Origin of the sequence: Cellulomonas sp. NPDC057328 (assembly GCF_042667215.1) — a bacterium.
In the GTDB taxonomy this organism is placed as follows: domain Bacteria; phylum Actinomycetota; class Actinomycetes; order Actinomycetales; family Cellulomonadaceae; genus Cellulomonas.
The window spans coordinates 1-26,855 of sequence record NZ_JBHUZW010000023.1; the positions used below are offsets into that span (position 1 = coordinate 1).

At 77.7% G+C, this 26,855-nt stretch carries 22 protein-coding genes; 9 read left to right on the forward strand and 13 right to left on the reverse strand.

The window, feature by feature from the left end:
- Nucleotides 1-23: 23 nt before the first annotated feature.
- Nucleotides 24-3,857: an Rne/Rng family ribonuclease gene (locus ACFUMH_RS06440; protein WP_378202172.1), complete on the reverse strand. Its 3,834-nt coding sequence runs from the start codon at nucleotides 3,855-3,857 to the stop codon at nucleotides 24-26.
- Nucleotides 3,858-4,329: 472 nt separating this feature from the next.
- On the opposite strand from ACFUMH_RS06440, the gene ACFUMH_RS06445 reads away from it, so the two are divergent.
- Genes ACFUMH_RS06445 through ACFUMH_RS06465 form a run of 5 tightly spaced genes read left to right on the forward strand, consistent with a single transcriptional unit; the run spans nucleotide 4,330 to nucleotide 12,311 of the window.
- Entirely contained in the window at nucleotides 4,330-5,859 is a 1,530-nt protein-coding gene (locus ACFUMH_RS06445) for a cytochrome ubiquinol oxidase subunit I (protein WP_378202175.1), read from the forward strand.
- Nucleotides 5,860-5,871: 12 nt separating this feature from the next.
- Nucleotides 5,872-6,918, forward strand: a complete 1,047-nt coding sequence (gene cydB / locus ACFUMH_RS06450) for a cytochrome d ubiquinol oxidase subunit II (protein ID WP_378202178.1) — start codon at nucleotides 5,872-5,874, stop codon at nucleotides 6,916-6,918.
- 55 nt (nucleotides 6,919-6,973) lie between these two features.
- Nucleotides 6,974-8,641: a thiol reductant ABC exporter subunit CydD gene (gene cydD / locus ACFUMH_RS06455; protein WP_378202181.1), complete on the forward strand. Its 1,668-nt coding sequence runs from the start codon at nucleotides 6,974-6,976 to the stop codon at nucleotides 8,639-8,641.
- Nucleotides 8,638-10,530 carry a thiol reductant ABC exporter subunit CydC gene (gene cydC / locus ACFUMH_RS06460; protein WP_378202184.1) on the forward strand — a complete coding sequence of 631 codons (1,893 nt, stop codon included), beginning with the start codon at nucleotides 8,638-8,640 and terminating at the stop codon, nucleotides 10,528-10,530. Before cydD ends, cydC begins: the two co-directional genes overlap by 4 nt.
- Nucleotides 10,527-12,311 carry a GAF domain-containing protein gene (locus ACFUMH_RS06465; RefSeq protein WP_378202187.1) on the forward strand — a complete coding sequence of 595 codons (1,785 nt, stop codon included), beginning with the start codon at nucleotides 10,527-10,529 and terminating at the stop codon, nucleotides 12,309-12,311. The genes cydC and ACFUMH_RS06465 overlap by 4 nt, the downstream gene beginning before the upstream one ends.
- Nucleotides 12,312-12,366: 55 nt before the next feature.
- Here the strand turns inward: ACFUMH_RS06465 and ACFUMH_RS06470 are convergent, their stop codons facing one another.
- Entirely contained in the window at nucleotides 12,367-12,993 is a 627-nt protein-coding gene (locus tag ACFUMH_RS06470) for a response regulator (protein ID WP_378202278.1), read from the reverse strand.
- 100 nt (nucleotides 12,994-13,093) lie between these two features.
- Between ACFUMH_RS06470 and ACFUMH_RS06475 the strand changes: the two genes are divergently transcribed.
- The gene (locus tag ACFUMH_RS06475) at nucleotides 13,094-14,053 is read left to right on the forward strand and encodes an NAD(P)-dependent oxidoreductase (protein WP_378202190.1); all 960 of its coding nucleotides are present in this window, start codon (nucleotides 13,094-13,096) and stop codon (nucleotides 14,051-14,053) included.
- Between the two features lie 3 nt (nucleotides 14,054-14,056).
- On the opposite strand, the gene mutM is transcribed toward ACFUMH_RS06475, so the two are convergent.
- The 6 genes from mutM to coaD all read right to left on the reverse strand — a co-directional run bounded on the left by mutM (nucleotide 14,057) and on the right by coaD (nucleotide 17,857).
- The gene (mutM, locus tag ACFUMH_RS06480; RefSeq protein ID WP_378202192.1) at nucleotides 14,057-15,088 is read right to left on the reverse strand and encodes a bifunctional DNA-formamidopyrimidine glycosylase/DNA-(apurinic or apyrimidinic site) lyase; all 1,032 of its coding nucleotides are present in this window, start codon (nucleotides 15,086-15,088) and stop codon (nucleotides 14,057-14,059) included.
- A 2-nt stretch (nucleotides 15,089-15,090) separates the two neighbouring features.
- On the reverse strand, nucleotides 15,091-15,855 hold the full coding sequence (gene rnc, locus ACFUMH_RS06485) for a ribonuclease III (protein WP_378202195.1): 765 nt from the start codon (nucleotides 15,853-15,855) through the stop codon (nucleotides 15,091-15,093).
- Between the two features lie 13 nt (nucleotides 15,856-15,868).
- Nucleotides 15,869-16,066 (reverse strand): 50S ribosomal protein L32, encoded by a 198-nt coding sequence (gene rpmF, locus ACFUMH_RS06490; protein ID WP_378202198.1) that lies wholly within the window; start codon nucleotides 16,064-16,066, stop codon nucleotides 15,869-15,871.
- A gap of 2 nt (nucleotides 16,067-16,068) precedes the next feature.
- Nucleotides 16,069-16,608, reverse strand: a complete 540-nt coding sequence (locus ACFUMH_RS06495; RefSeq protein ID WP_378202281.1) for a YceD family protein — start codon at nucleotides 16,606-16,608, stop codon at nucleotides 16,069-16,071.
- Between the two features lie 227 nt (nucleotides 16,609-16,835).
- The gene (locus ACFUMH_RS06500) at nucleotides 16,836-17,357 is read right to left on the reverse strand and encodes a hypothetical protein (protein ID WP_378202201.1); all 522 of its coding nucleotides are present in this window, start codon (nucleotides 17,355-17,357) and stop codon (nucleotides 16,836-16,838) included.
- Nucleotides 17,354-17,857, reverse strand: a complete 504-nt coding sequence (gene coaD / locus ACFUMH_RS06505) for a pantetheine-phosphate adenylyltransferase (protein ID WP_378202204.1) — start codon at nucleotides 17,855-17,857, stop codon at nucleotides 17,354-17,356. Before coaD ends, ACFUMH_RS06500 begins: the two co-directional genes overlap by 4 nt.
- 145 nt (nucleotides 17,858-18,002) lie before the next feature.
- Between coaD and ACFUMH_RS06510 the strand changes: the two genes are divergently transcribed.
- Entirely contained in the window at nucleotides 18,003-18,641 is a 639-nt protein-coding gene (locus ACFUMH_RS06510; RefSeq protein ID WP_378202207.1) for a GNAT family N-acetyltransferase, read from the forward strand.
- A gap of 34 nt (nucleotides 18,642-18,675) precedes the next feature.
- Here ACFUMH_RS06510 and rsmD read toward each other — a convergent pair whose 3' ends face one another.
- The 5 genes from rsmD to ACFUMH_RS06535 all read right to left on the reverse strand — a co-directional run bounded on the left by rsmD (nucleotide 18,676) and on the right by ACFUMH_RS06535 (nucleotide 25,561).
- Entirely contained in the window at nucleotides 18,676-19,230 is a 555-nt protein-coding gene (gene rsmD / locus ACFUMH_RS06515; RefSeq protein WP_378202210.1) for a 16S rRNA (guanine(966)-N(2))-methyltransferase RsmD, read from the reverse strand.
- The gene (locus ACFUMH_RS06520; RefSeq protein ID WP_378202213.1) at nucleotides 19,227-20,831 is read right to left on the reverse strand and encodes a DUF6297 family protein; all 1,605 of its coding nucleotides are present in this window, start codon (nucleotides 20,829-20,831) and stop codon (nucleotides 19,227-19,229) included. Before ACFUMH_RS06520 ends, rsmD begins: the two co-directional genes overlap by 4 nt.
- The gene (locus tag ACFUMH_RS06525; RefSeq protein ID WP_378202216.1) at nucleotides 20,828-21,517 is read right to left on the reverse strand and encodes an ATP-binding cassette domain-containing protein; all 690 of its coding nucleotides are present in this window, start codon (nucleotides 21,515-21,517) and stop codon (nucleotides 20,828-20,830) included. Before ACFUMH_RS06525 ends, ACFUMH_RS06520 begins: the two co-directional genes overlap by 4 nt.
- A gap of 42 nt (nucleotides 21,518-21,559) precedes the next feature.
- A complete protein-coding gene (locus ACFUMH_RS06530; RefSeq protein WP_378202219.1) occupies nucleotides 21,560-23,809 on the reverse strand; it encodes an ATP-dependent DNA helicase RecG in 2,250 nt (749 codons plus the stop codon).
- A gap of 69 nt (nucleotides 23,810-23,878) precedes the next feature.
- Nucleotides 23,879-25,561, reverse strand: coding sequence for a DAK2 domain-containing protein (locus ACFUMH_RS06535; RefSeq protein WP_378202222.1), 1,683 nt, complete (start codon nucleotides 25,559-25,561; stop codon nucleotides 23,879-23,881).
- 375 nt (nucleotides 25,562-25,936) lie between these two features.
- On the opposite strand from ACFUMH_RS06535, the gene rpmB reads away from it, so the two are divergent.
- Nucleotides 25,937-26,128 carry a 50S ribosomal protein L28 gene (gene rpmB, locus ACFUMH_RS06540; protein ID WP_135974635.1) on the forward strand — a complete coding sequence of 64 codons (192 nt, stop codon included), beginning with the start codon at nucleotides 25,937-25,939 and terminating at the stop codon, nucleotides 26,126-26,128.
- 190 nt (nucleotides 26,129-26,318) lie between these two features.
- Nucleotides 26,319-26,843 carry a GNAT family N-acetyltransferase gene (locus ACFUMH_RS06545; RefSeq protein ID WP_378202226.1) on the forward strand — a complete coding sequence of 175 codons (525 nt, stop codon included), beginning with the start codon at nucleotides 26,319-26,321 and terminating at the stop codon, nucleotides 26,841-26,843.
- Nucleotides 26,844-26,855: the final 12 nt, after the last annotated feature.

Sequence of the window (26,855 nt, forward strand, 5' to 3'; positions counted from 1 at the left end):
CTGCCGCACGTCCGCGGCGGACGTCACTCGGCGTCGGCCGCCGGGGCGTCGGGCGCGTCGGCGGCCGGCGCGTCCGCGTCGGCCACCGCCGCGTCGGGCGCGTCGTCGTCGGCCGCGTCGTCCGCCGGGGCGTCGAAGACCTCCGGCGCGACGGCGTGCAGCTCCAGCACGGCGTCGTCACCCGCCTCGGCCGCGACCTCGGGGACGGCGACCGTCTCCGGCGCACCGACCGTCTCCGGCGCGCCGACCGTCTCCGCCGCACCGACCGCCTGCGGCACCTCGGCCGCGGCGGACGCGCCGGCGTCCGTGTCCGCGGCACCGGCCGCCCGGCCCGCCCGCCGGGACGCGCGGCGCCGCGGCGACGCCGCCACGCCCGCGGCGGCCAGCTCGGCCAGCACGTCGAGCGCGGGCTGGGCGCCGGCGGGCGCGTCGGGACCGGCCTCGACCACGACCTCGGTCGTGACGTCGAGCACCGTCTCCTCGAGCACCGTCTCCTCGAGCACCGTCTCCTCGCGCACCGTCTCGGCCGGCACCGCACCCTCGGGCGCGCCGCCCTCCCCCGCACCCTCGGCCTGCACCGCACCGACGGCCGCGTCCGCGACGTGGCGCTCGGTCACGACCGTGCGCGTCGTCGTCCCGGCGGTGCCGGCCTCGTGCTCGTGGCCCTGCTCGTGGCCGGCCTCGTGCTCGTGCTCGTGGGCGTGAGCCGCGGCAGCCGCGATCGTCGCGAGCGTGGCCTTGACGGCCTCCCGCGCCTCCGGCAGCACCGGCACGCTCGCCGTCGCCGGCGCGGGCTCGGCCGTGCCGCCGCCGTTGCCGCGCTTGCGGCGCGCGCGCTTCGACTCGCCCTCGACGGCCTGCGGCGCACCGGCGTCCGGTCGGCCGTTCTTCTCGACCGGGTCCGTGTGCACGACGAAGCCGCGCCCGTGGCAGTGCTCGCACGTCTCGCTGAACGCCTCGACGAGGCCCTGCCCGACCCGCTTGCGGGTCATCTGCACCAGGCCCAGCGACGTGACCTCGGCGACCTGGTGCTTGGTCCGGTCGCGGCCGAGGCACTCGACCAGGCGGCGCAGCACGAGGTCGCGGTTGGACTCGAGCACCATGTCGATGAAGTCGATGACGATGATGCCGCCGATGTCGCGCAGCCTCAGCTGGCGGACGATCTCCTCCGCCGCCTCGAGGTTGTTGCGCGTCACCGTCTCCTCGAGCGTGCCGCCCGCGCCGGTGAACTTGCCGGTGTTGACGTCGACGACCGTCATCGCCTCGGTGCGGTCGATGACGAGCGAGCCGCCCGACGGGAGCCAGACCTTGCGGTCCATGCCCTTCGCGAGCTGCTCGTCGACGCGGTGCACGGAGAACACGTCCTGCGTGCCCGTCCACTTCGAGATGCGCGCCGCCAGGTCGGGCGCGAGCTCGCCGATGTACGTCGAGATCGTCGTCCACGCCTCGTCGCCCTCGACCACGAGCGAGGAGAAGTCGTCGTTGAAGATGTCGCGCACGACGCGGATGGCCATGTCCGGCTCGCCCTGCAGCAGCGCCGGCGCGGACGCCGTGCGGGCCTTCTTCTCGATGGCCTCCCACTGCCCCTGCAGGCGCACGACGTCGGCGCGCAGCTCCTCCTCGCTGGCGCCCTCGGCCGCGGTGCGCACGATGACGCCCGCCGAGTCCGGGACGACGTCGCGCAGGATCTTCTTGAGGCGCGAGCGCTCGGTGTCGGGCAGCTTGCGGCTGATGCCGGTCATGCCGCCGCCCGGCACGTACACGAGGTAGCGGCCGGCCAGCGTGATCTGGCTCGTCAGGCGTGCGCCCTTGTGGCCGATCGGGTCCTTCGTCACCTGGACGAGCACCGAGTCGCCCGACTTCAGCGCCTGCTCGATGCGGCGCGGCTGGCCCTCGAGGCCGGCGGCGTCCCAGTTGACCTCGCCGGCGTACAGCACGGCGTTGCGGCCCTTGCCGACGTCGACGAACGCGGCCTCCATGCTCGGCAGCACGTTCTGCACGCGGCCGAGGTAGACGTTGCCCACCATCGACGACTGCGCCTGGTTGGACACGTAGTGCTCGACGAGCACGCCGTCCTCGAGCACCGCGATCTGCGTGCGGCCGTGCCGCTCGCGCACGATCATCGACCGCTCGACGGACTCGCGCCGGGCGAGGAACTCCGCCTCGGTGATGATCTGGCGCCGGCGGCCGGCGTCGCGGCCCTCGCGGCGGCGCTGGCGCTTCGCCTCCAGCCGCGTCGACCCGCGCAGCGCGGTGACCTCGTCGCCCGCGGTGCGCGCGCGACGGGGCTCCTCCACGGCCTCGCCCCGGGCACCGCGACGGCGCCGGCGGCGGCGACGGCTGGAGCCGCCCTGCTCGTCGTCCCCCGCGTCGTCGGCGGTGTCGGCCTCCTGCTCGGCGCCCGTGTCGGCGTCGGCGTCGGCCTCGCCGTCGGCGGCGTCGCCGTCCTCGTCGCCCTCGGCACCGGTCGTCTCCGCGCGGCCCCGGCGGCCACGGCCACCGCGACGGCGGCGACGGCGCGGCGCGCCCTCGTCGTCCTGGTCGCCGTCGGCCTCGTCGAGGTCCGCCTCGGCGTCCGCGTCGACGTCGCCGGCGACGGCCGTCGCGTCCTCGTCGTCCGCCGTGTCGGCGTCCTGCTGCCCGGCGGTGTCGTCCTGCGCGTCCTGGACGACGTCCTGCGCGGCGTCCTGCACGACGTCCTGCGCGGCGTCCTGCTCGGCGGCGTCGTCCGCCGCGCGACGGCTGCGCCCCCGCCCGCCGCGACCGCGGCGACGCGAGCGGCCGCCCGCCTCGGACTCCTCGGCGGCGGGCGCGCCCGAGGGCGCCTCGGCGGCCTCGGCGGCCTCCTGGTCGGCGGCCTCCTGCTCCGCCGTCTGCGCCGCCTGCGAGATCTCCTCCGGCGAGCCGGCGGCGACCTGCGCGCGCCGGCGGCGCGGCCGGGCGGACGGGTCGGGCGCCTGGAACAGCACGGCCGTGGTCGCGAGGCGGGCCCGCGGGGGCGCGCTCGTCGTGGGCGCCGGCTCGGCGCCCGTCTGCCCGGCGCTTGTCTGGCCGGCGCTCGTCTGGCCGGTGCCCGTCCGGTCGGCGCGCGGCTGGCCGAGCTCGGCCAGCACGTCGAGCTGCGGGGCCGGCCGGTCCTCCGTGCCCGCCTCCGCGGACGGCGCGGGACGCGCGGCGGTGGTCTCGAGCGCGGCGTCGATGCTGGCGTCGTCGACCGACGCGGCGGCACGCCGCGACGCACGACGACGGGGGGCCTTCTTCGCCGGCTGCTCGGCGACCGGGGCGTCCGTGGGGGCGTCGACCGGAGCGTCCGGCGCAGCGGCCGCGGCGGGTGCCGGCGCATCGGCGACGTCGTCGGCGGGCGGGGCCTCGACCGGTGCGGCGGTCGTGCGGCGGCTGCGGCGCGCCTTGGGGGCGGGCGCCTCGACGGGCGCGGGCAGGACCTCGGGCTCCGGGGCGAGGGCCGCCTCGTCGACCTCGGTGGCGGCGGCCTCGTCGGTCGGCTCCTCGGCCTCCTCGACGGCCTCGTCGACCGGGGCGTCGGCGGCCGCGGGCGCCGGGGCGTCCTGCGGCGTGTCGGCGAGGACCACGGTGCGGGTCACGCGACGCGAGCGCCGCGGACGGGCGGGGGCCGCGGGGGCCTCCGCGGGCGGGGTGCCGACGGCGCCGGCCGGCGACGTGGCGGCCGCCTCGGCGGCGGTCGGCGCGGGCGCGGCGGGCTCGGCGGTGGTGCCGGTCGGCTCGGCGACGGGCGGCGTCACGACGTCGCGTGTGACGCGGCGGCGGCGCCGGGGCGGCGCCTCACCCCCGGCCGTCGTGGCGTCGGTCGCGGTGTCGGGGGTGTTCTCGGGGCTCACGCGCGGTGCTCCTGTGCACCCGGGACCACCGTCCACACGTCGTGCGGTCCCGGGTAGGTCGTCGTCGCTCGCCCGGGGCTGCCCGGTACGGCGACGGAAGTCGCTGGTCGCGGCCGCCGCGCGGGTGTCCGGCGCCATCGCCGGCCGGGCCGTCTCGGCGCTCCGCTACGGAGCGGCGCCGAGGAGGGCGGCGGTGAGGCTGCACGGACGGCCGGTGCGGCCGTCGGTCCCGGCGGTGTGGCGCCAGGACCGGGACGAGTATCGCACAACGGCGCGCCGCCGCCCGGCGACGGTCCGGCGTCGGCGCGTCCGACCGTCCGCGGGGCGCCGCGGCGGCGACGTGACGACGTCGCGTCAGCACCCGGGACCTTGGTCCCCCACCGCGCACCGGGCCCCTTCCTACGGTCGGACCGGCGGTCGCCGCCCGCCCGCTCGCACCGTCCGAGCCGCCCTTCCCGCACCGGAGACCTGAGTGGACGCCCTCGACCTGGCCCGCTGGCAGTTCGGCATCACGACCGTCTACCACTTCGTGTTCGTGCCGCTGACGATCGGCCTGTCACCGCTCGTCGCGATCATGCAGACCGCCTGGTACCGCACGGGGGACGAGCGCTGGCTCCGGCTGACGAAGTTCTTCGGCAAGCTGCTGCTCATCAACTTCGCGATCGGCGTGGCCACGGGCATCGTGCAGGAGTTCCAGTTCGGCATGAACTGGTCCGAGTACTCGCGGTTCGTCGGCGACGTCTTCGGCGCCCCGCTCGCGATGGAGGCGCTCGCCGCGTTCTTCGTCGAGTCGACGTTCCTCGGCCTGTGGATCTTCGGCTGGGACAAGCTGCCCAGGCGCATCCACCTGGCGTGCATCTGGGCGGTCGCGATCGCGACGACGCTGTCCGCCTACTTCATCCTGTCGGCGAACTCGTGGATGCAGCACCCGGTCGGCACGACGTTCAACGTCGAGACCGGCCGCGCGGAGATGACGGACGTCGTCGCCGTGCTCACCAACCCCACCGTGCTCGCCGCCTTCCCGCACACGGTCGCCGCGGCGCTCCTCACGGCGGGCACCTTCGTCGCCGGCATCGCCGCCTGGTGGATGGTGCGGCTGGTCCGGGCGGGCGACACGGCGACGGCCCGCGACGTCTACCGCCCCGCGGTGGTGCTGGGGCTCGTCACGATGCTCGTCTCCGGCGCGGGTGTGGCCGTGAGCGGCGACTGGCAGGCCAAGCTCATGTTCCAGCAGCAGCCGGCCAAGATGGCGGCGGCCGAGGGGCTGTGCGCGTCCGAGGAGGGCGCACCGTTCTCGATCCTCGCGATCGGCGACCTGACGAACGACTGCGAAGGCGTCCGCCACCTCATCGAGCTCCCGGGCGTCACGTCGTACCTCGCGACCGGCGACTTCGACGCGCCGATCCGCGGCGTCGACGAGCTGCAGGAGCACTACGCGTCCTGGATCAGCGACTGGGAGGACGAGAACGGCGTCCCGCCGACGTTCGACGAGGACACGCGGTTCTACCCGAACCTCGCGGTGACCTACTGGTCGTTCCGGCTCATGATCGGCTTCGGCGCGGGCTCGGCCGCGCTGTCGCTCGCCGCCCTGTGGCTGCTGCGGCGCAAGGGCTCCGTGACCGGGCTGCCGTGGTTCGGGCGGCTCGGGCTGATCGCGATCCCCACGCCGTTCCTCGCGTCCGCGTTCGGCTGGGTCTTCACCGAGATGGGCCGGCAGCCGTGGGTCGTCGCGCCCAACCCCGACGCGTCGGGCGTCGACGGCGTGTGGCTGCTCACCGCCCGCGGCGTGAGCGAGGTCGTCAGCCCGGGGATGGTCGTCTTCTCGATGGTCGGGTTCACGCTCCTGTACGGCGCGCTCATGGTCGTGTGGTTCCGGCTCATGAAGCGGTACGCCGTCGAGGGCGTCGCCCCCCGCGAGCGCGACCCCAGCCCCGACGCCGCCCCCCGTCCCGACGACGACGACGCCGACGGCACCGCCCGTCCGCTGTCCTTCGCCTACTGAGGAGACCCGGCCATGGACCTCCCCGTCATCTGGTTCCTCCTGATCGCGGTCCTGTGGACCGGCTACCTCGTGCTCGAGGGCTTCGACTTCGGCGTCGGGATGCTGCTCGCGGTGCTGCCGCGGGGTGACCGTGCGCGCCGCGAGAAGGAGCGGCGCCTGCTCATCAACACCGTGGGCCCGGTGTGGGACGGCAACGAGGTGTGGCTGCTCACCGCCGGCGGCGCGACGTTCGCGGCGTTCCCCGAGTGGTACGCCACCCTCTTCTCCGGCTTCTACGTGCCGCTCTTCCTCATCCTGCTCGCGCTCATCGTGCGCGTGGTGGCGTTCGAGTGGCGCGGCAAGATCGACGACGACCGCTGGCGCGGCTGGGCCGACCGGGCGCTCGTGGTGGGCTCGTTCGTGCCGTCGCTGCTGTGGGGCGTGGCGTTCGCCAACCTCGTGCGCGGCGTCGAGCTCGACGCGGACCACCAGTACGTCGGCGGGTTCCTCGCGCTGCTGTCCCCGTTCGCCCTGCTCGGGGGGCTCGTCACCCTGAGCCTGTTCCTCACGCACGGCGCCGTGTTCCTGGCGATGAAGGTCGACGGGGAGATGCGCGGGCGCGCGGCGGCGTTCGCGGCGCGCAGCTCGATGGTCACGCTGGCGCTGGCCGGCGTGTGGGCCGTGTGGGCGCAGGTGGCGTACTCGGTGCCGTGGACGTGGGCGGCCGTGCTCGTGGCCGCGGCGTCGCTGGTCGTGGTCGTCGGCGCGACGCGGGCCCGCCGCGAGGGCGTCGCATTCACGGCGTCCGCCGTCGCGATCGTCGCCGCCGTCGTGCTGATCTTCGGGTCGATGTTCCCCGCCGTGATGCCGGCGCTCGACCCGGCGAACTCGCTCACGGTCGAGAACGCCGCGTCGACGGACTACACCCTCACCGTGATGACGTGGGTCGCGGCGATCCTCACGCCCGTCGTCCTGCTGTACCAGGGCTGGACGTACTGGGTGTTCCGCAAGCGCCTGACGCTCGAGCACATCCCCGAGTCGACCGGGCTCACGTTCGCCCGCGTCACCGCGCGGTCGTGAGGCGGTCGTGAGGCGGCGCGCGGCGGGCGGCCGGCCGGCGGGCGGGCGGGCGGCCGTGAAGCCGCTGGACCCGCGGCTGCTGCGGTACGCGCGGGCCGCGCGCGGGTACCTCGCGCTGACGGTCGTCCTCGGGGTGCTGACGGGCGGGCTCGTGGTGGCGCAGGCGCTCCTGCTCGCGCACGCGCTGGGCTCGGCCGTCGCGGAGGGCGCCCCCCTCGCGGCCGTCGCGCCGCACGTCGGCGGGCTGCTCGCGGTCGTCGGGGCCCGCGCGGTCGTCGTCGCCGTGCAGGAGCGGTACGCGCACCGGGCCGCGACGCGCGCCGTCGCGGAGCTGCGCGAGCGCGTCGTCACGCACGCCGCCGCGACCGGCCCCCGCCGCACCGGCGACGACGGCGCGGGCGTCGTGACGCTCGCGACCCGCGGCCTCGACGCGCTCGAGCCGTACTTCGTGCGCTACCTGCCCCAGCTCGTGCTGGCGGCGACGCTCACGCCCGCGACGCTCCTCGTCGCCCTGCGGCTCGACTGGGTGTCGTTCGCGGTGCTGGCCGGCACGATCCCGCTCGTGCCGGTGTTCATGTGGCTCGTCGGCGTCATGACGCAGGGCCGGTCGGCGCGGGGGCTCGCGACGATGGAGCGGCTCGGCTCCCAGGTGCTCGACCTGCTCGCCGGCCTGCCGACGCTCCGCGCGTTCGGCCGCGAGCGCGGGCCCGAGGCGCGCGTCCGGGCCCTGGGTGACGCGCACCGCCGCGCCACCACCGGGACGCTGCGGATCGCGTTCCTGTCCGGCATGGTGCTGGAGCTGCTCACCACGCTGTCCGTCGCGGTCGTCGCCGTGGGCGTCGGCCTGCGGCTCGTGCACGGCGGGCTCGACCTCGTCACCGGTCTCGCGGTCCTCGTGCTGGCGCCCGAGGTGTACGCGCCGCTGCGCGCGGTGGGTGCCCAGTTCCACGCGTCGACCGACGGCGTCGCGGCGGCCGACCGGGCGTTCGCCGTCCTCGACGCCCCGCTGCCGGCACCGGGCCGCGTCCCGGCGCCCGACGTGTCGCGCGGCGCGGTCGAGGTCCGCGGGCTCGGCGTGCGCGCCCGCGGCGGCTGGGCGCCCGCCGGCGTGGACGTCACGCTGCGGCCCGGGCGGGTGGTCGCGCTCGTCGGGCCGTCCGGCGCGGGCAAGACGACGACCGTCGAGGCGCTGCTGGGCCTGCTGACGCCTGACGCCGGGACCGTGCGGCTGGTGGGCGCGGAGGGCACCGCCGTGGACGTCGCGGACGTCGACCCGGCGACGTGGTGGCGGCAGGTGACGTGGCTGCCGCAGCGCCCGGTGCTCGAGCCGGGCACGCTCGACGCCCTGCTGGGCTTCCCCGACCCCGCCGACCGCGCACGGGCGGCCGCGTGCACCGGTCTCGACGCCGTCGTCGCCACGCTGCCCGACGGGTGGTCCACCGTGCTCGGCACCGGCGGTGCCGGCCTCAGCGTCGGCCAGCGGCAGCGCCTGGCCCTCACACGTGCGCTCCTGCGCCCGACGGCGCTCGTCGTCCTCGACGAGCCCACCGCGCACCTCGACGCGGCGGGCGAGCGCGTCGTCCTCGACACGGTCGACGCCCTGCGCGCGGCCGGCAGCGCGGTGCTGCTCGTCGCCCACCGGCCGAGCCTGGTGGCGCGGGCGGACGACGTCGTGCCGGTCGGCGCCGCGGCGGACGACCTCGTCGGGGCGGGGACGCCGTGAGCGCGCCGACGACCGCGCGGGCCGGTGCACCGCGACGCGGCGCCACGACGCCGGGCGCGGACCTGGCACCCGCCCGACCGCCGCGCGGCACGCTGCGCCGCGCGGTCAAGCTGCTCGACGCCGACCCGCGCCGCGTCGCGCTCGCGGTGCTGCTCGGCACGCTCGCGCTCGGCTGCGCGGTCGCCCTCGCCGCGGTGTCGGCGTGGCTCATCGCCCGCGCGTCCCAGATGCCGCCGGTGCTCACGCTGTCGGTCGCGACCGTGGCCGTCCGCACGTTCGGGATCGGCCGCGGGGTGCTCCGCTACCTCGAGCGTCTCGTGTCGCACGACGTCGCCCTGCGCGGCATGGTCGCGCTGCGCACGACGCTGTACGCCCGGCTGGCCGCCGGCCGCGGCGAGGCCGTGCTCGCGGTCCGCCGCGGCGACCTGCTCGCCCGGGTGGGCGCGGACGTCGACGCCGTGGGCGACGTCGTGGTCCGCGGCCTGCTGCCCGGGGCGGTCGCCCTGGTGCTCGGGGTCGGCTCCAGCGCGGCGACGGCGCTGTTCTGGCCGCCGGCCGGCCTGGCTCTCGCCGCGTGCCTCGTGCTGGCGGGCGTCGTCGTGCCGTGGGTGACCGCGGTCGGCGCGCGGCGCGCCGAGGAGCGCGGGGTGCAGGCGCGCGCCGACATGACGGCCACGGCGCTCGGCGTCCTCGACGACGCGGGACCGCTCGCGGTCGCGGGGCGCCTCGACGCCGAGCTCGCGGCCCTGCGCGACGCCGACCGCCGGCTCGCCGCCGCGGCCGACGCGGGCGCCCGTCCCGCCGCGCTCGCCGCCGCCCTCGGGCAGCTCGCGGTGGGGCTGGCCGTCGTGGCCGCCCTCGCCACCGGCGTGCCGGCCGTGGCGGCGGGGCTGCTCGCCCCGGTCGAGCTCGCCGTCGTCGTCCTCACGCCGCTCGCGGCGTTCGAGGCGACCTCGGTGCTGCCGGCCGCGGCGGTGCAGGTCCAGCGCGCACGAGCGGCGGCCGCGCGGGTCCTCGCGCTGCTCGACGACGCGGGACCGGCCGCACCGGCGCGGGACGTCGGGGCCGCGGCGCCGTCGGGTGGCACGGCCGACGACCCGGCGCGCGGCGCCCGGGCGACCGGTCCGCACCTGCGCGCGGACGCCCTCGCGTGCGGGTGGCCCGCGCGCGCGCCCGCCCTCGCCGACGTCGGCGTCACGCTGGCCCCGGGCCGCTGTGTCGCGGTGGTCGGCCCCAGCGGCGCCGGCAAGACGACGCTGCTGCTCACGCTGGCGGGGCTCCTGCCACCGGTGGCCGGCTCCGTGCGCCTGGACGACGCGGACGTCGCCGCGCTGCCGCGCGCACGGGTCGTCCGGGCCGTCGTCGCGACCACCGAGGACGCCCACGTGTTCGGCACCACCGTGCTGGAGAACCTGCGCGTGGCGCGCGGAGACGTCACCGAGGCCGAGGCGGCCGACGCGCTCGCGCGGGCGGGCCTGGGCGACTGGCTCGCCGCCCTGCCGGCCGGCCTGCGCACCGTGCTCGGCCCCGACGGACGCACCGTCTCGGGCGGCGAGCGCCGCCGGCTGCTGCTCGCGCGCGCCGTCGTGGCCGACGCTCCCCTGCTCCTCGTCGACGAGCCCGCCGAGCACCTCGACCCCGCGACCGCCGACGCCCTGCTCGACCGCCTGTGGCACCTGCCACCGACGCGGGCGGGCACGGCGCGCGGCGTGCTCGTGGTGACGCACCGGCTCGCCACCCTGGCCGCCGCCGACGAGGTGCTCTGGGTGGAGCACGGGCGCGTCGCCGCACGGGGCCCGCACGCGCGGCTGCTCGCCGACGTGCCGGGCTACCGTGAGGCCGTGGAGTCCGAGCGCAGCACCGACGCGACCGCGGGCGCCCGCCCGTGACGGCCCGGCCCGTCGAGCCGCCGCGGCCCGTGACGCCGCAGGCGTCGCCCGCGCACCCGGTCGGCGCGCCGTTCGAGGACGGCGTGCTCACCGAGGTGACGGGCGTCCCGGCGCCCCTGACCGGCGACGCCCTGACCGACCTGCTCGACGCGGTCCTCGCCGTCGCGGGCCAGCTCGAGCTGCCCGCGGTGCTCGACCGGTTCGTGCAGGTCAGCGCGGCGCTCACGCACGCGCGCTACGGCGCCATCAACGTCCTGGACGAGACGGGGACGTCGACGACCTTCGTCTACACGGGCGTCCCCACCGCGGTGGCCCGCATGCTCGACCACCCGCCGCTCGCGCAGGGCGTCCTCGGGCAGATCCCGCTCGACGGCGCGCTGCGCCTCGACGACCTGACGCAGCACCCGGCGTTCGGCGGCTGGCCCGCGCACCACCCGCCCATGGGGTCCTTCCTCGGCGCGTCGGTCAAGGTCGGCGAGCACGTGTACGGGCAGCTGTACCTGTCCGAGAAGGAGGGCGGCGGGCCGTTCGACGCGCAGGACGAGGAGCGGGTCGTCGCGCTCGCCGCCGCCGCGGGCGTGGCCGTCGCGAACGCGCGCCTGTGGGCCGGCGCCGCCCGCCGCGAGCACTGGCTGCGCGCGGGCCAGGAGATCACGACGATGCTGCTCGAGGGCGTGGACGAGGAGGACGCGCTCGCGCACATCGCCCGCACCGCCCGGCAGGTCGCCGGTGCCGACACGGCCGCGCTCGCCCTGCCGGGCCTGGGCGGCGAGCTGTTCGTCGAGCTGGCGGACGGCTACCTCGGCGACGAGCTCACGGGCCTCGTCATGCCGCGCGACGGGCGGGCGTGGACCGCGCTCGAGGAGGGCATCGGCCTGCTCGTGCCGTCCCTCAGCACGTCGCGGACCGTCAAGGTCGACCAGATGCGCGCCTTCGGGCCCGCGATGTACGCGCCGCTGCAGTCCTCGGGGCGCGGCGTCGGCGTGCTCGTCCTGCTGCGCCGGATCGGGTCGACGCCGTTCGACGAGAGCGACCTCGCGACCGCGCAGTCGTTCGCGTCGCAGGCCGCGCTCGCGTACGTGCTGGCGGAGGCGCGGCACGCGCAGGACGTCGCCGCGCTGCTCGACGAGCGCGAGCGCATCGCGCGCGACCTGCACGACCTCGCCATCCAGCAGCTGTTCGCGACCGGCATGCAGCTCGAGACCGTGCGCCGGCGGGCCGCCCGCGGCGTCGACGCCACCGAGCTCACCGACATCGTCGAGCAGGCCCTCGACAACGTCGACAGCTCGGTCCGCCAGATCCGCCGGATCGTGCACGCGCTGCGCGACCCGGACGCCGCGACGGGCCTGGTGGAGCGGCTGCGCCGCGAGGCGTCGCTCGCGCGGACGGGGCTGGGCTTCGCGCCGTCCCTCCTGCTCACGCTCGACGGCGCGCCGCTGACGCCCGGCGACGGCGAGGCGGAGGACCGGCTCGACGAGCGGCTGGGCGCCGACCTCACCGACGACGTCGTCGCGGTCGTCCGCGAGGGGCTGGCGAACGCGGCGCGGCACGCGCACGCGTCGTCCGTCGTCGTCCGGGTCGCCGTGCGCGGCCGTGGGCACACCGGGTCGGTCGCGGTCGAGGTCGAGGACGACGGCGCGGGGCTGCCCGCGGTGCGCGAGCGCAGCTCCGGCACCGGGAACCTCGCCGCACGGGCGCGCGGGCACGGCGGCACCTTCACGCTCGACACGTCTCCGAGCGGCCGCGGCGCGCTCCTGACGTGGCAGGCGCCCCTCGGCTGAGGCGCCCGGCCCGGCAAGCCGTGGCAGAGCGGGTCGCGGCAGGGCAGCCGGGGCGTCAGTGCCCGGGCTCGGACCGCCAGCCGGCGTGCTTGCGCGACGCCACCCACGCAGCGACCTGGGTGCGCCGCTGCAGGCCCATCTTCGCGAGCAGCGACGTGATGTGGTTCTTCACGGTCTTCTCCGCGACGCCGAGGCGCTCGGCGATCTCCCGGTTCGACATGCCCTCGCCGATGAGGTCGAGCACGCGCAGCTCGCTCGGCGTCAGGCCCTCGGTCGGGTCCTCGTGGCCCGCACGGCGCCGGGCGACCGTGCGCTCGTCGAGGAGCGTGCGCCCCGCCGCGACCGCGCGGATGACGTCCGTGATCTCGGCCCCGCGCACGCTCTTGAGCAGGTAGGCCGCCGCACCCGCATCGAGGGCCGCCGCGAGGGCGTCGTCGTCGTCGAACGACGTCAGCACGATGGCGCGGGCGGACGGCAGCTGCTCGCGCACCGCCGTCAGCAGGTCGATGCCCGTGCCGTCGGGCAGCTGCAGGTCGACGAGCAGGACCTGCGGACGCACGAGCGCCGCACGCCGCACGCCGTCCGCCACCGAGCCCGCCTCCGCGACGACGGTCATGCCGTCGGTCCGCTCCACCACCTCGGCGATGCCGCGCCGCACGACCTCGTGGTCGTCGACGATCATCACGGTCACGGGGCCCGGGCGGGCGCCGGCGTCGGCCGCCGGCGTCGGTCGGCTGGCGTTCGGCTGGCTGGGGACGGGCACGGTGGCATCGTAGCGAGCCATGACGACGATCCTGCTCCCGACCACGGTCGACGGCGTGCCGCGGCTGCGCGCCGGCGTGCGCGCGGTGCCCTACGACGTCACGGCTCCCCCGCCGCCCGAGGCGGCTGACGCCGACGCGGTCGTCGTCTGGGGCAACCCCGACGACCGGCTGGCCGAGCTGGCGCGCGCGGCGCGGCGCGCGCGGTGGGTGCAGGCCCTCGCCGCCGGGCCCGACGCGGTGCTCGCCGCCGGGTTCGGCGAGGACGTCGTCGTGACGTCCGGGCGCGGGCTGCACGACGCCACGGTCGCCGAGCACGCGCTGGCGCTCGTGCTGGCCTGCGTGCGGCGCGTGCCCGACCTCGTCCGCGCGCACGACGCCCACCGGTGGGCCGGCGAGCTGGGCGGGCGGCAGCCGCTGCACCCGCCCGGCGAGGTCCGCACGCTCCTCGACGCGCACGTGACCGTGTGGGGCTTCGGCTCGATCGCGGCCCGGCTCGCGCCGCTGCTGCGGGGCCTCGGCGCCGACGTGACCGGCGTGGCGCGCACGGCCGGCGAGCGCCACGGGTTCCCCGTCGTGACGCCGGACGACCTGCCGGACGTCCTGCCGCGCACCGACGTCCTCGTCGCGCTCCTGCCCGACCTGCCCACCACGCGCGGTGCCGTGGACGCCCGCGTGCTCGGGCTGCTGCCCGCGCGCGCGTGGGTCGTCAACGCCGGTCGCGGCAGCACCCTCGACGAGGACGCGCTGCTCGCGGCCGTCCGCGGCGGCCGGCTCGCCGGGGCCGCGCTCGACGTCGTCGCCACCGAGCCGCTGCCCGCGTCGTCCCCGCTGTGGGACGAGCGACGCGTGCTCGTCAGCCCGCACGCCGCGGGCGGGCGACCGGTCGGCTGGACGGCGCTGGTCGAGGACAACGTCGCGCGATTCGTGGCCGGACGGCCGCTGCGCAACGTCGTCGAACGCGAGGACGCCGGCGCCTGACGCCTACCAGCGCCCGTTGCGGGGCCGCGGCTGGCACCGCGGGCACGTGTAGGACGACCGGTTCATGAACTCGTCGCGCCGCACGGGCGTGCCGCAGCGCGGGCACGGCCGGCCCTCCTGGCCGTACACGGCGAGCGACCGGTCGAAGTACCCCGAGGCGCCGTTGACCTTGACGTACAGCGCGTCGAAGCTCGTGCCGCCCGCCGCGAGCGCGGCCGTCATCACCTCGGCGGCGCCGTCGAGCGCCCGCCCCACCTCGGGGCGGCGCAGCGTGTCCGTCGGCCGCGCGTAGTGCAGGCGCGCACGCCACAGGCCCTCGTCGGCGTAGATGTTGCCGACCCCGCTCACGAGCGTCTGGTCGAGCAGCGCCCGCTTGAGGCCCGTGCGGCGCCGGCGCACCTGGTCGACGAGCGCGGTCCGGTCCAGCGCGGGGTCCAGCAGGTCCCGGGCGATGTGCGCGACCGGGCCGGGGACGACGGGCCGGTCGGACCCGAGACCGCCCGGCCGGCCGTCGGCCGTCGGCACGAGGTCCGGCACCGAGAGGTGCCCGAACGTCCGCTGGTCGACGAAGTCGAGCGCGGACCCGTCGTCGAGCGCGAGGCGCACGCGCAGGTGCGGGTGGTCGACCCACCCGGTCGGGCCGGGGGCCGCGACGGGGTCGGGGGCGGCGGCGGGGTCGGGGGCGGCGGCGGGGTCGGGGCCGGCGACGAGGTCGGGGGCGTCCGCCGCGGTCCCGGGCGTGGCGGTGGCCGCGGCCGGCCCGCGCACGAGCAGCTGCCCGCTCATGCCGAGGTGCGCCATCAGGGCGTCGTCGCCGCGGCCCGCGCCCTCGTCGAGCAGCAGCCACAGGAACTTGCCGCGGCGCACCGCGGCCTCGAGCCGCCGGCCGGTGAGCCGCGCCGCGAAGTCGCGGGGCCCGCCGTCGTGGCGACGCACCGAGTAGTCGCGGTGCACCGCCACGTCGACGACGGTACGGCCGAGGACGTGCCGGGCGAGGCCGTCCCGGACGGTCTCGACCTCGGGCAGCTCGGGCACGGTCAGGCCCCGGCGGCACCCGTGCCGGGCGCGTCCGGCACGGCGTCGCGGGCGGCGGCGAGGGCCGTGTACGCGGCCGCGGCGGCCTCCTGCTCGGCGAGCTTCTTCGCCGTGCCGGTGCCGCTGCCCCGCACCTCACCACCCACCACGGCGTGCGCCGTGAACGTGCGGGCGTGGTCGGGGCCCTCGCCGGTGACCTCGTACGTCGGCGCGCCGAGCCCCAGCAGGGCCGAGAGCTCCTGCAGCGACGTCTTCCAGTCGAGGCCGGCGCCGAGGTCGGCGGCGGCCTGCAGCGTGGGCCGCACGAGCCGGTCGACGAGCTCGCGCGCCGTCTCGAGGCCGTGGGAGAGGTAGACCGCGCCGAACAGCGCCTCGAGCGTGTCGGACAGGATCGAGTCCTTGTCCGCGCCGCCCGTCGCGAGCTCGCCCTTGCCGAGGAGCAGGTACGCCCCCAGCTCGAGCGTGCGGGCGACGCGCGCGAGGGCGCGCTGCGACACGGTCGCGGCCCGCATCTTCGCCAGGTCACCCTCGGACAGGTCCGGGTAGGCGCGGTAGAGGTGCTCGGTGACCACGAGCCCCAGGACGGTGTCGCCGAGGAACTCGAGGCGCTCGTTGGTCGGGATGCCACCCGCCTCGTGCGCGAACGACCGGTGCGTCAGCGCGAGCACGAGAAGCTCGGGGTCCAGGCGGACCCCGAGCTTCTCGAGGAGCGAGTCGGCAGCCGAGACCGCACGGGCGCCGCGGTGGGCGTCAGGTGTGCCGGTCATCGGGCCGGGAAGGTCAGCTCGCCTCGTGCTCGCTGCGCACGGCCTCCGCGTACCGGCGGCCGTTGTAGGCACCGCAGGTCGGGCAGGCGACGTGCGGCTGCGTGTGCGACTTGCACTGGGGGCACGTCGTGAGCGTCGTGGCAGTGGTCTTCCACTGCGACCGACGCGCACGGGTGTTGCTGCGCGACATCTTGCGCTTGGGAACCGCCACGGTCAGCTCTCTCTCTGTTCGTCGTCAGTGCTCGTCAGGCCGCCGAGGGCTGCCCAGCGAGGGTCGATCGTCTCGTGCTGGTGGTCCGGGTCGTCCGCGAGCCGCGCGCCGCACTCCGAGCACAGGCCCGGGCAGTCCGGACCGCACAGCGGCCGGAACGGCAGCGCGGTCACGACCGCGTCCCGCAGCGCGGGCTCGAGGTCGACCAGGTCGTCCTCCAGCTCGCGCACGTCCTCGTCCTCGTCACCCTCCGCCACCGCGGCCTGCGCCCGCTCGGGGTACACGTACAGCTCCTGCAGCGGCACGTCGAGAGGCTCGACGACACGCTCCAGGCACCGCACGCACTCCCCGACGGCCTCGCCGCGGATCGAGCCGGTGACCAGCACACCCTCCATGACCGCCTCGAGCCGCAGGTCCAGCTCGAGGTCGCTCCCGGACGGGACGCCGATCATGCCGGTGCCGAGCTCGTCGGGTGCAGGCACCGTCCGCGCGACCGTCCGCGTCGATCCCGGACGTCGGCCGAGCTCGTGGGTGTCGAGCACGAACGGCGAGCGGGGATCGAGGTGGGCAGAACGCACGGTCCGGTCCCCTCGTTTCCTGTGGCCCGTCCGACGCGCGGGCGCGCCGGGACGGTGTGGTGCGGTGTGATGACGAGTCGGCCCCGCCGCGACCGGCCGGACCAACCGACAACTGTACGGCACCGTCGCGGGGTGCCCAAACCGTCGGTCGCGCGGGGCGAGGCCGACGGGTCGCGCAGGGTCGCCGGCGGTCAGGCGCTCTCGCCCGGCTGCAGCCGTCCCGCGAGCTTCGCGCGGCCCGCCTGCACCTGGCTCAGCACCTTGCCGAGGTCGATCTCGAAGTCGGCGAGCCGCCGGTCGCAGTAGTCGTCGGCGTCGCGGCGCAGGCCGTCGGCCGTCTCCTCGGCGTCCGCGACGATCCGCGCCGCGCGCGCCTGCGCCTCCGCGACGACCGCCTCCTGCTCCACGAGCTCCGCCGCGCGCGCACGTGCCCGCGCCAGCAGGGCCTCGGCCTCGGCGTGCGCCGCCGCCCGGGCGGCGTCCGCGTCGGCCAGCACCGCGTCGGCGCGCTGCAGCTGCGCCGGCAGGGCGTCGCGCACCTGCTCGACCAGCTCCAGGATCTCCGCGCGGTTCACCAGCACCGACGACGACATGGGCATCGCCCGCGCCGCCGCGACGGCCTGCTCGATGGCGTCGAGCACCCCCGCGACGCCGCCCGTGCGCTCCTCGTCGACCTCGTGCGCGCCCTGCTGCGACCCGGTCTGCTCCGTCATCGTCCGTCCCCTCCCTCGCGGGCCCGCGCGCCGAGCGCCCGGTGCACCGCCGCCGCCACCGGCGCGGGCACGAGGTCGTCGACCCGACCCCCGTGCCGCGCCACGTCCTTCACCAGCGACGACGCGACGTGCGCCAGCGCCGGGTCACCCAGCACGAAGACCGTCTCCACCCCGGACAGGTGCCGGTTCATCAGCGCCATCGGCACCTCCGCGTCGACGTCCGCGCCGCCCCGCAGGCCCTTGACCACCGCGACCGCGCCGAGATCGCGCACCAGGTCGACCAGCAGGCCCCGCGTCCCGACGACGCGCACGCCGTCCACGTCCGCGAGCGCCTCGGCCGCCAGCGCGACCCGCTCGTCGGCGGTCAGCAGGGGCTGCTTGGTGGAGTTGTGCGCCACCGCGACCACGACCTCGTCGAACAGCGCGCGGGCGCGCCGCACGACGTCCACGTGACCGAGCGTCAGCGGGTCGAACGACCCGGGGCACACCGCGATCCTCACGCACGCCAACCTACGTCACGGACCCGTGACGGCACGCGACGGACGCCCCGCGTGCCGCCGTCCGGACGCGCGGACCGGTGAGGCGCCGCGCCGCGCCGTCCCGGGTCGTCGCCCGCCGGGGCGGGCGGCGCTAGCGTCCGGGCGCATGGACGACCCCCGGCCGGCCCGGGCCGACGACGTGCCCGCCATCCGGACCGTGTGCGCGCTGGCCTACGCCGAGAACCCGCTCATGGCCTGGGTGCTGCCGGTCCGCTCGACGCGCGCGGACGCGTGCGCCGCGTGGCTCGGGCCCGCGCTCGAGCGGTACGTGGCCGTGGGGCACGTCGACGTGCTCACGGCCGGTGCGGCGGGGGTCGGTGGCGCGCCCGCCGACGAGGTGGTCGCCGTCGCGGCGTGGCGGCCCCGGCACGCCGACGACGCGCCCGAGCCCCCACCGCGCCTCCCCCGGCCCGCGGGCGTGCTGCGGGCGCTCGTCGGCCCGTCGCGCGCCGACGAGGTCCTCACGGCCCTCGCCGGCACGGCCGCGCACGCGCCCGCCCGCGCCGGCGCCTACCTCAACTACCTCGCGGTCCACCCGGCGTACCAGCGGCGCGGGCTCGGCGGCGTCCTGCTGCGCCACGGGCTGCACGCGCTGGCCGGCTCGCCGTGGCGCGGCACGCCGTGGCTGGCGACGAGCGACCCGACGAACGTGCCGTTCTACGCCCGGCACGGGTTCGCCGCGACGGGCGCGTTCACGCTCGGCGCGGACGGGCCGCGGCTGACGGTCATGCACGGGCGCGGCTGACGCCCGGCACGTCCCCCGGGCGGGCGGATCGCCCTCAGGCGGGCCGCTCGCCGAACCACACGTGCGTCTCGCCGTAGCGCCGGTCGTCGAGCGCGACCAGCGGCGCGGGCCACACCGGCGCACCCGCGCGCGTCGAGCGCTCCACCACCACGACGCCGCCGGGCGCCGTGCACCGGGCGACGCCGTCGAGCGCCGTGGCCAGCGCCGCGTCCGCGAGGTCGTACGGCGGGTCGAGCAGCACGAGGTCGAACGCGGGGTCCGTGAGCCGCGCGAGGTACCGGTCGACGGTGTCCGCGACGACGTCGACGCGCCCGGCGAGGTCCAGCGCCCGGACGTTGCGGCGGCACGCGTCCACGGCGACCCGCGCGGTGTCGACGAGGACGACGTGCACCGCGCCGCGGCTGGCCGCCTCGAGCCCGAGCGCGCCCGAGCCCGCGTACAGGTCGAGGACCCGCGCGCCGTCGACCGCGTCGAGGTGCTCGAGCCGGGAGAACAGCGCCTCCCGCACGCGCTCGCTCGTGGGGCGGGTGCCCTTGGCGGGCACCACGAGCGTCCGCCCGCCGGCCGCACCCGCCACGATCCGCGTCATGCCCGCACCCCCGCCCGGGGCGCCGACGTGCCGTCGCCCGCGCCCTCCATCGTCCGCTCCAGCCAGCTCTTCTCGTGCGTCGAGGACCCGACGACCACCGCGACGGCCGACAGCACGAGCTGGGCCGTCAGCAGCGGCGTCGTCACGGTCGCGAGCCCGATCGCGACCCAGAGCGGCAGCAGGCACAGCGCGACCAGGTCGGGGCCGCGCGCGATGATCGCGAGCGCGCCGGTCGGCACCGCACCGGCGGGCGTCGCGACGAGGTTCTTGCCCCAGTCCGGCGCCGGCCGGTAGGCGGCGCGCACCGCGGCGGCCGCCCACACGGGCGTCGACGCCACCGCCAGCACGAGCCAGTCGACGAGCGGGCCGTCGGCCCAGCGCGCCACGGCCGCGAGCGTCGCGGCGGACCACACGAGCGCGACCAGACCGGGCACCACCATCCGCAGCCGCCGCACGGTCGTGTGCCGCAGCGGCAGCGTCCGGTCGAGGACGGGGGCCATCTCCGCCCACCGCGCGCCGTCCGCGCCCGCGCTGGCCGCCGCGCCGCCGCCCAGGACGACGGCGAGCACGACGCCGACCGGGCTCGCGAGCTGCGGCACGACCGTCGTCAGCACCGGGACCAGGACCGCGACGACCAGCTGCACGAGGTGGCGCGGCGAGCGGCGCAGCAGCACGAGGTCGGCCGTGACCAGCGCCGACCCGGGCCCGCGCACCGTCCGCAGGCGCGACGACCGGCGCCGCGCCGGCCGCAGGACCCCGCCCGCGAGCGCACGCCCGAGCTCGCGCGAGTCGAGGGACACGACGGCGCCGACGGCCTGGGTCGCGACCGACCCGCTCTCGCGGACCGTGCGTGCGGGCAGCCGGCCGAGCCGCGCGTCGACGAGCCAGCCGAGCGCGGCGACGGCGGCGCCCGCCACGGCGACCAGCGCCCACGGGGGGACGGGCAGGCTCGCGGGCGCCGCCCCGGTCGCCACGAGCGCGACCGCGGTGAGCGGCGCGGCGACGAGCAGCAGGTCCCCCGCGAGCGCGGTCGTGCGCCGCGGCACGCCCGACGACTGCACGAGGGCGGCGGCGAGCACGAGCGCCGCGCCTCCGGCGGCCCCCACGAGCACGGACCACACCAGCGCGTCGCCCGACCGTCCGAGCAGTCCCGCCTCGAGGAGGACGACGACGACCGCGCCGGCGAGCGCGGCCAGCACGGGCAGCCGGACGGCGGCCGGCCGCAGGAGCCCGCGCCGGTCCACGGGCAGCGTGAGCCACCACGCACCCTCGGCGCCGCCCGCCCCGACCGGCCCGAGCCGGCCCGCGAGCGACACGAGCGCACCGGCCGCGGCCAGGAGCAGGACGGCGACCACCACGGGCAGGCTCAGCCCGCCGGGGGTCGCGACGTCGGGCGGCGGGGGCAGCGCGACGCGCAGCTGCTGGACGACGCCGAGCGCGATGCCGACCGCGATCGCGACGCTCAGCACGGCCGCGTACACGTCGCCGAGCAGGGCGCCGACGTGCGCGTCCGCGCGGACGCGCGCCGCCTCCGCGGTGAAGCGCCGGATCGACCGTGCCGCCGGCACGGGGCCCGTCTCGAACGGGCGCACGGCCGTCACAGCACCACCCGCGCGATCCGTGCGGCGGCCTCGTCGGCGTCGACCACCTCGACGGCACGCTCGTCGACGTGCACCGCCGTGTCGCAGACCTCGCGCACCAGCTCGGCGTCGTGCGTCGCGAGCAGCACCGCACCCCCGGCGGCGGTCTCGGCGCGCAGCCGCTCGGCGAGGCGCGCGCGCATGGCGCGGTCCAGCCGCTGCTCCGGCTCGTCGAGCACGAGCAGCGAGCGCGGCCGCGCGAAGCCGGCGGCGAGCAGGAGGCGACGACGCTGCCCGGAGGACAGGGCCACCGGCAGCGCCCGCGCGTGCTCCGCGAGGCCGAACTCCTCGAGCAGCTCCGCGACGCGGTCGCGCGCTGCGACCACGCCGTGCCCGCGGGCCGTCAGGTACAGGTGCTCGGCGGCCGTCAGCGCCGGGAAGTACGCGTCGTCGTCGAGCACGCCGGCGACCTCACGACGGAACTCCGGCTCGCGCTCGTCGACCGGGCGCCCGAGCACCTCGACGCGGCCCGCGAGCGGCGTGAGCAGCCCCAGCACGGTCTTGAGGACCGTCGACTTGCCGGACCCGTTGGCGCCGACGAGCGCGACGGCGCGGCCGGCCCCGACCGTGAACGTCACCGGCGGGCACACGGGCGTCGCCCCGTAGCCCACCTCGACGTCGTGCACGCGGACCACGGGTGTCGCCATGCCGGTCAGGGTAGTGCGGCCGACGCGGGCGGCCGGGCCGCGTCACGTGCGGTCGAGGTACTCCTCGCGCTCCCCCGCGAGCTGCTGCTCGATCGCGGCACGCAGCGCGGGCCACGTCGCGAGCTCGGCGTCCTGCGCGACCAGGCCGCGCGCGTCCGCCCGCGCCGTGTCGATGACGTCCGCGTCGCGCGTGACGCGCAGGAGGCGCAGCGAGCTGCCGCGCCCGTGCTGCGCCGCCCCCAGCACGTCGCCCTCGTGCCGCAGCTCGAGGTCGAGCGCGGCGAGGCGGAACCCGTCGGTCGTGCTCGCGAGCGTCTCGAGGCGCGTGTGCGCGTCGGTGCCGGGCTCCGCCGCGCTGACGAGCAGGCACAGACCCGGGCGCGTGCCGCGACCCACGCGGCCGCGGAGCTGGTGCAGCTGGGACAGCCCGAACCGGTCGGCGTCGAGCACGACCATCACGGTGGCGTCGGGGACGTCGACGCCGACCTCGATCACCGTCGTCGACACGAGCACGGGGGCCGCGCCGGACGCGAACGCCGCGAACGCGCGGTCCTTCTCGTCGGGCGCCATGCGGCCGTGCAGCACCCCCACGCCGACGTCCGCGAGGTCCGGGCGCGCGCGCAGCTCGTCGGCCACCTCCGTGACGGCCCGCAGAGGACGGCGCGGCGGCGCCGCACCCCCGCCGACCGTCTCCACGGCCTCCGCGAGGAGGTCCGCGCCCTCGTCGTCGTCGGACGGCCCGCCCGGCGCCTCGTCCGCCTCGATCCGCGGGCACACGACGTACGCGCGCCCGCCCCGGTCGACCTCCTCGCGCACGCGCTGCCACGTGCGGTCCGTCCAGCGCGGGTTGTCGGCCGGCACGGTGTGGGTCGTGATGCCGGCGCGCCCCGCGGGCACCTCGTCGAGCACCGACGTCTCCAGGTCGCCGAACACCGTCATCGCGACCGTGCGCGGGATCGGCGTCGCCGTCATCACGAGCGTGTGCGGCGTGCGCGCCGCCTTCGCGCGCAGGGCGTCCCGCTGCTCGACGCCGAACCGGTGCTGCTCGTCGACGACCACGAGGCCGAGGTCCGCGATCTGCACCTGCTGGGACAGCAGGGCGTGCGTGCCGACGACGATGCCGGCGCGCCCGCTCGCCGCGTCGAGCAGCGCCTCGCGCCGGGCCGCCGCGGGCAGCGACCCGGTGAGCAGCGCGACGCGCGTGGCGTCCTCCGCGCCGCCGAGGAACCCGCCGTCCGCGAGGTCCCCCAGCAGGGTGCGCAGGGTCCGCGCGTGCTGGGCCGCGAGCACCTCCGTCGGCGCGAGCAGCGCCGCCTGCCCGCCCGCGTCGACGACCTGCAGCATCGCGCGCAGCGCGACGACCGTCTTGCCCGAGCCGACCTCGCCCTGCAGCAGGCGCTGCATGGGACGCGGCGCGGCGAGCTCCGCCGCGATCTCCTCGCCCACGGTGCGCTGGCCGGCCGTGAGCGCGAACGGCAGCCGCGCGTCGAACGCGTCGAGCAGGCCGCCGGCGCGCCGCGGGCGGGCCACCGCCTCCTCCTGCGCGACGCGCTCCCGCCGCCGCGCGAGCTCGGCCTGCAGCACGAGCGCCTCCTCGTAGCGCAGCCGGTCGCGGCCGCGGCGCCACTCCTGCTCGTCGGCGGGGACGTGCACGAGCCGCAGGGCCTCGAGCAGGGTCGGCAGCCCGTGCCGCTCGCGCAGGTGCACCGGCACGGGGTCGGGCACGTCCTCCTCGCGCAGCGGGTCGAGGACCGTGCGCACCGCCTGCGCGACCTTCCACGACTCGAACCCGGCGAACGCCGGGTAGACGGGGATCGGGCGGCTCGCGTCGAGCAGCGCCTCCTCCTCGTCGTGCGCGTCGTCCTCGGCGCCGAACAGCCGGCACTCCGGGTGCATGAGCTGCAGCGTGCCGCGGTACAGCGACACGACGCCGGTGAAGAGCCCGCGGCGGCCGGTGCGCAGCTGGCTCTCGCGCCACTCCAGCTTGCGCCGGTGCGTCGCGAAGAACGTGAGCTCGATCCGGCTCGTGCCGTCCGTGATCGTCGACTGCAGCAGCCCCTTGCCCTGCGCGGTCGTGCGCAGCGACGTCCGCACGACCTCCGCCACGACCGTGACGTGCTCCCCGACGGCCAGGTGCGTCATGTCCGTCAGCGACGCCGCCTCGGCGTACCGGCGGGGGTAGTGCCGCAGCAGGTCCTCGGCCGTCTCGAGGCCCAGCTTGCCCAGCGCCTTGCCGGTCCGCGGGTTCGTCGCCCGCGCGAGCGGCACGGCGAGGGGGTCCGTCGTCAGCATCCGCGCCTCACCCTCGTGCCCGTCCCTCCGTGGTCCTCGTCGTCCGGCCCGCCGTGCGCGCGGCGCGGGTCAGTCGACACCCGCCCACCACCCCCGTGCGGCCGACGGCCCGACGACCACAACCTCCTGCTCCGCCAGCGCGTCGCGCAGCGCACCGGACGCCGCCTCCACCGCCGCCGGCGCCGCGTCGGCGTCGTGCACGAGCGTCACGGCCTGCGCCTCGGGGCGCGAGCGCACGAGGTCGCGCACCGCCGCGACGAGCGCGGGGACGTCGCCCGGCGGGTGGCCGGGGACCCGCACGGAGCGCAGGCGCCCGAGCGCGCCGCGGGCCGCGTCGCCGGCCGCGGGCGGGTCCGCGAGCGCGGCGAGGCACGCGACGACGGCCGCGCCGTCCGACCCCGCCGGCAGCACCGCCACCTCGGGGACGTCGGGGGACGCCGCCGCGGCCGGGACGTCCACGGCCGGGACGTCGCCGACCGCGTCGAGCACCAGGACGGTCGCCGCCTCGGTGTCGACCGCGGCGCGCCGCACGTGCGCCGGGTCCGGCGGCACCCCCGGCCCCGTGACGAGCGCGACGGCCCCGGCCGTCGCGAACCATCCCGCGAGCCCGGGCGACGCCGTGACGACCACGAGCCCCGGCCCGGCGACGACGCCCGGCTCGACCGCGCGGACGAGCACCCGGTCGCGCGCCGCCGCCGGGACGAGCGCGAGCGCCGCCGCGGGGTCGTCCGTGTGCACGTGGGCGTGCCAGCGGTCGCCGGCGGCGACGACCGCGACGGCGTCCCCCACCGTGCGCAGCGCGGCCGCGAGGGCGTCGGCGTCCGCCCGCGACGCCTCGCGCGCGTCCGCGCCGCTGCGCACGAGCAGCATCACCTCGAACGCGCCGCCGCCCGACGCGCCGTGGCCCTCGTGGGCGTGCCCCGCGTGGGCCGCGTGCGCCGCGTGACCGGTGCGGCCGGTGCCGGGCGCGGGTGCGCCGGACGGCAGCCACGCGAGGTCGACGTCGACCGCGCCGGCGGGGGTCCGCGTGCGCAGCGCGTGCCCGAGGGCGTCGAGCACGACGAGCAGGGCGCACGCCCCCGCGTCGACGACGTGCGCGGCCCGCAGGACGTCGTGCCCGGCGCTGACCCGGCCCAGGTCGGCACGCGCCACGGCGAGCGCGTCCGCGAGGACGTCGGCCGCCGTGCGCGCCCCCGCTCCCGGCACCGCCGCGTCGCGGCCCACCGGCACCGCCGCGTCGCGGCCCACCGGCACCGCCGCGTCGCGGCCCACACGCGCGGCGACCTCGGCGGCGACGGTGAGGACGGTGCCCTCCTGCGGGTCGGGCACCGCGGCGCGCGCGGCGACCGCCGCGCGGGTGAGCGCCCCCGCGAGGTCGTCCCCCGCCTCCACGGCGGCCGCGAGGCCGACGAGCCACTGGCTGAGGATGATCCCGGAGCTGCCGCGCGCCGCCGTCGCGGCCCCGGTCGCGAGCGCACGTGCCACGGCGACCGCGTCCGCGCCGGCGGGCAGGGCCGCGACCGCGTCCGCCCCGCCCGAGACGGTCAGCAGCACGTTGGACCCCGTGTCGGCGTCCGGCACGGGGAAGACGTTGACGGCGTCGACGCGCTCGCGCGCGGCGGCGCAGGCCGTCCGGGCGCCCGCGGCCCAGGCACGCAGGACGACGGGGTCGCCGAGGGCGCCGTCACCACCGGCAGCACGCGCAGGGGCAGCATCCGGACCGGCAACAGCACCAGCACCGGCACCGGGCACGCCGGCACCGTCCCCGGGCTCCTGCCCGGCGCCGTCCCCCGGCCGCACCGCCATCCGTCGCCGCCCTCCGCCGTCGTCCCGGGACGCCCCTCGTGCGACCCGCGCACCGGGTCCGCCGGCGGCTCCCCGCCGCCGCGTCCACCGGAGCACTGTGCCGCACGGCGCCCACATTTGGGCGCCAGGACGTCGATGGGCTAGCCTTGTCCGGTTGCCCGGACCCCGTCCGGCATCCCCACCGACTTCCCGACGCATCGTCGTGCGGTCGTGGCCTGTCATCAGACCCCTGGTGACGGGCCCGGCCGAGGCCGCGTGCGCGGGTCGTGCACGAACCGGACCGCCCGCCGGCCCGGGACAGACCAGAACCAGGAGAAGATCGTGGCTGCCAACTGCGACGTCTGCGCCAAGGGCCCGAGCTTCGGGCACAGCATCTCGCACTCGCACGTGCGCACGAAGCGCCGCTGGAACCCGAACATCCAGCGGGTCCGCGTCGTCGTGGCGGGTACCCCGAAGCGCCTCAACGTGTGCACCTCGTGCCTCAAGGCCGGCAAGGTCCAGCGCGCCGTCTGAGACGCGCGCGGAGGCCTCCGTGCCGCGCCGCCGCCCCCGGGCGACGGCGCACCCGCACAGCAGGACCCGACGAGGGCCCGTGAGCACCGCTCACGGGCCCTCGTGCTGTGCCCGGACGGCACGCGGGCGGCCCGGTGACGGACCTGGCGATCCCTCGTGCGGCCGACGGCCCGTGTGGCACGCTGGCGTCATGGTCGAGCAGATCGACGAGGTCACCATCCGCCCCGCCACGCCCGACGACGCCCCGGCCATCGCCGACGTGCACGTCCGCTCCTGGCAGGAGGCGTACGCCGGCATCGTCCCGGACGAGTACCTGAGCGCGCTCGACGCCGAGGCGCGGTCGCGCCGCTGGCGCGAGCTGCTGGCGGCCGGTCCCGAGGACCGCGTCCGCACGTTCGTCGCGGAGGCCGGCGGCCGCCTGCTCGGCTTCGCCTCCTACGGCCCGTCACGCGACGAGGACGCGCGCCGCGGCGAGTGCGAGATCTACTCGATCTACCTGGACCCGGGCACGTGGGGCCGCGGGGTGGCTCGCGAGCTGATCCGCACGGTCGTCGCCGAGGCCGGCGAGCAGACGCCCCTGACGCTGTGGGTGCTGTCCGCGAACGAGCGCGCGCGGCACTTCTACCGCCGCCACGGGTTCCAGCCCGACGGCGTCGAGCGGCTCGACGACGTCGGCGGCGCCGAGCTCCTCGAGATCCGCTACCGCCGGGGCTGAGCCGGCGGGGTC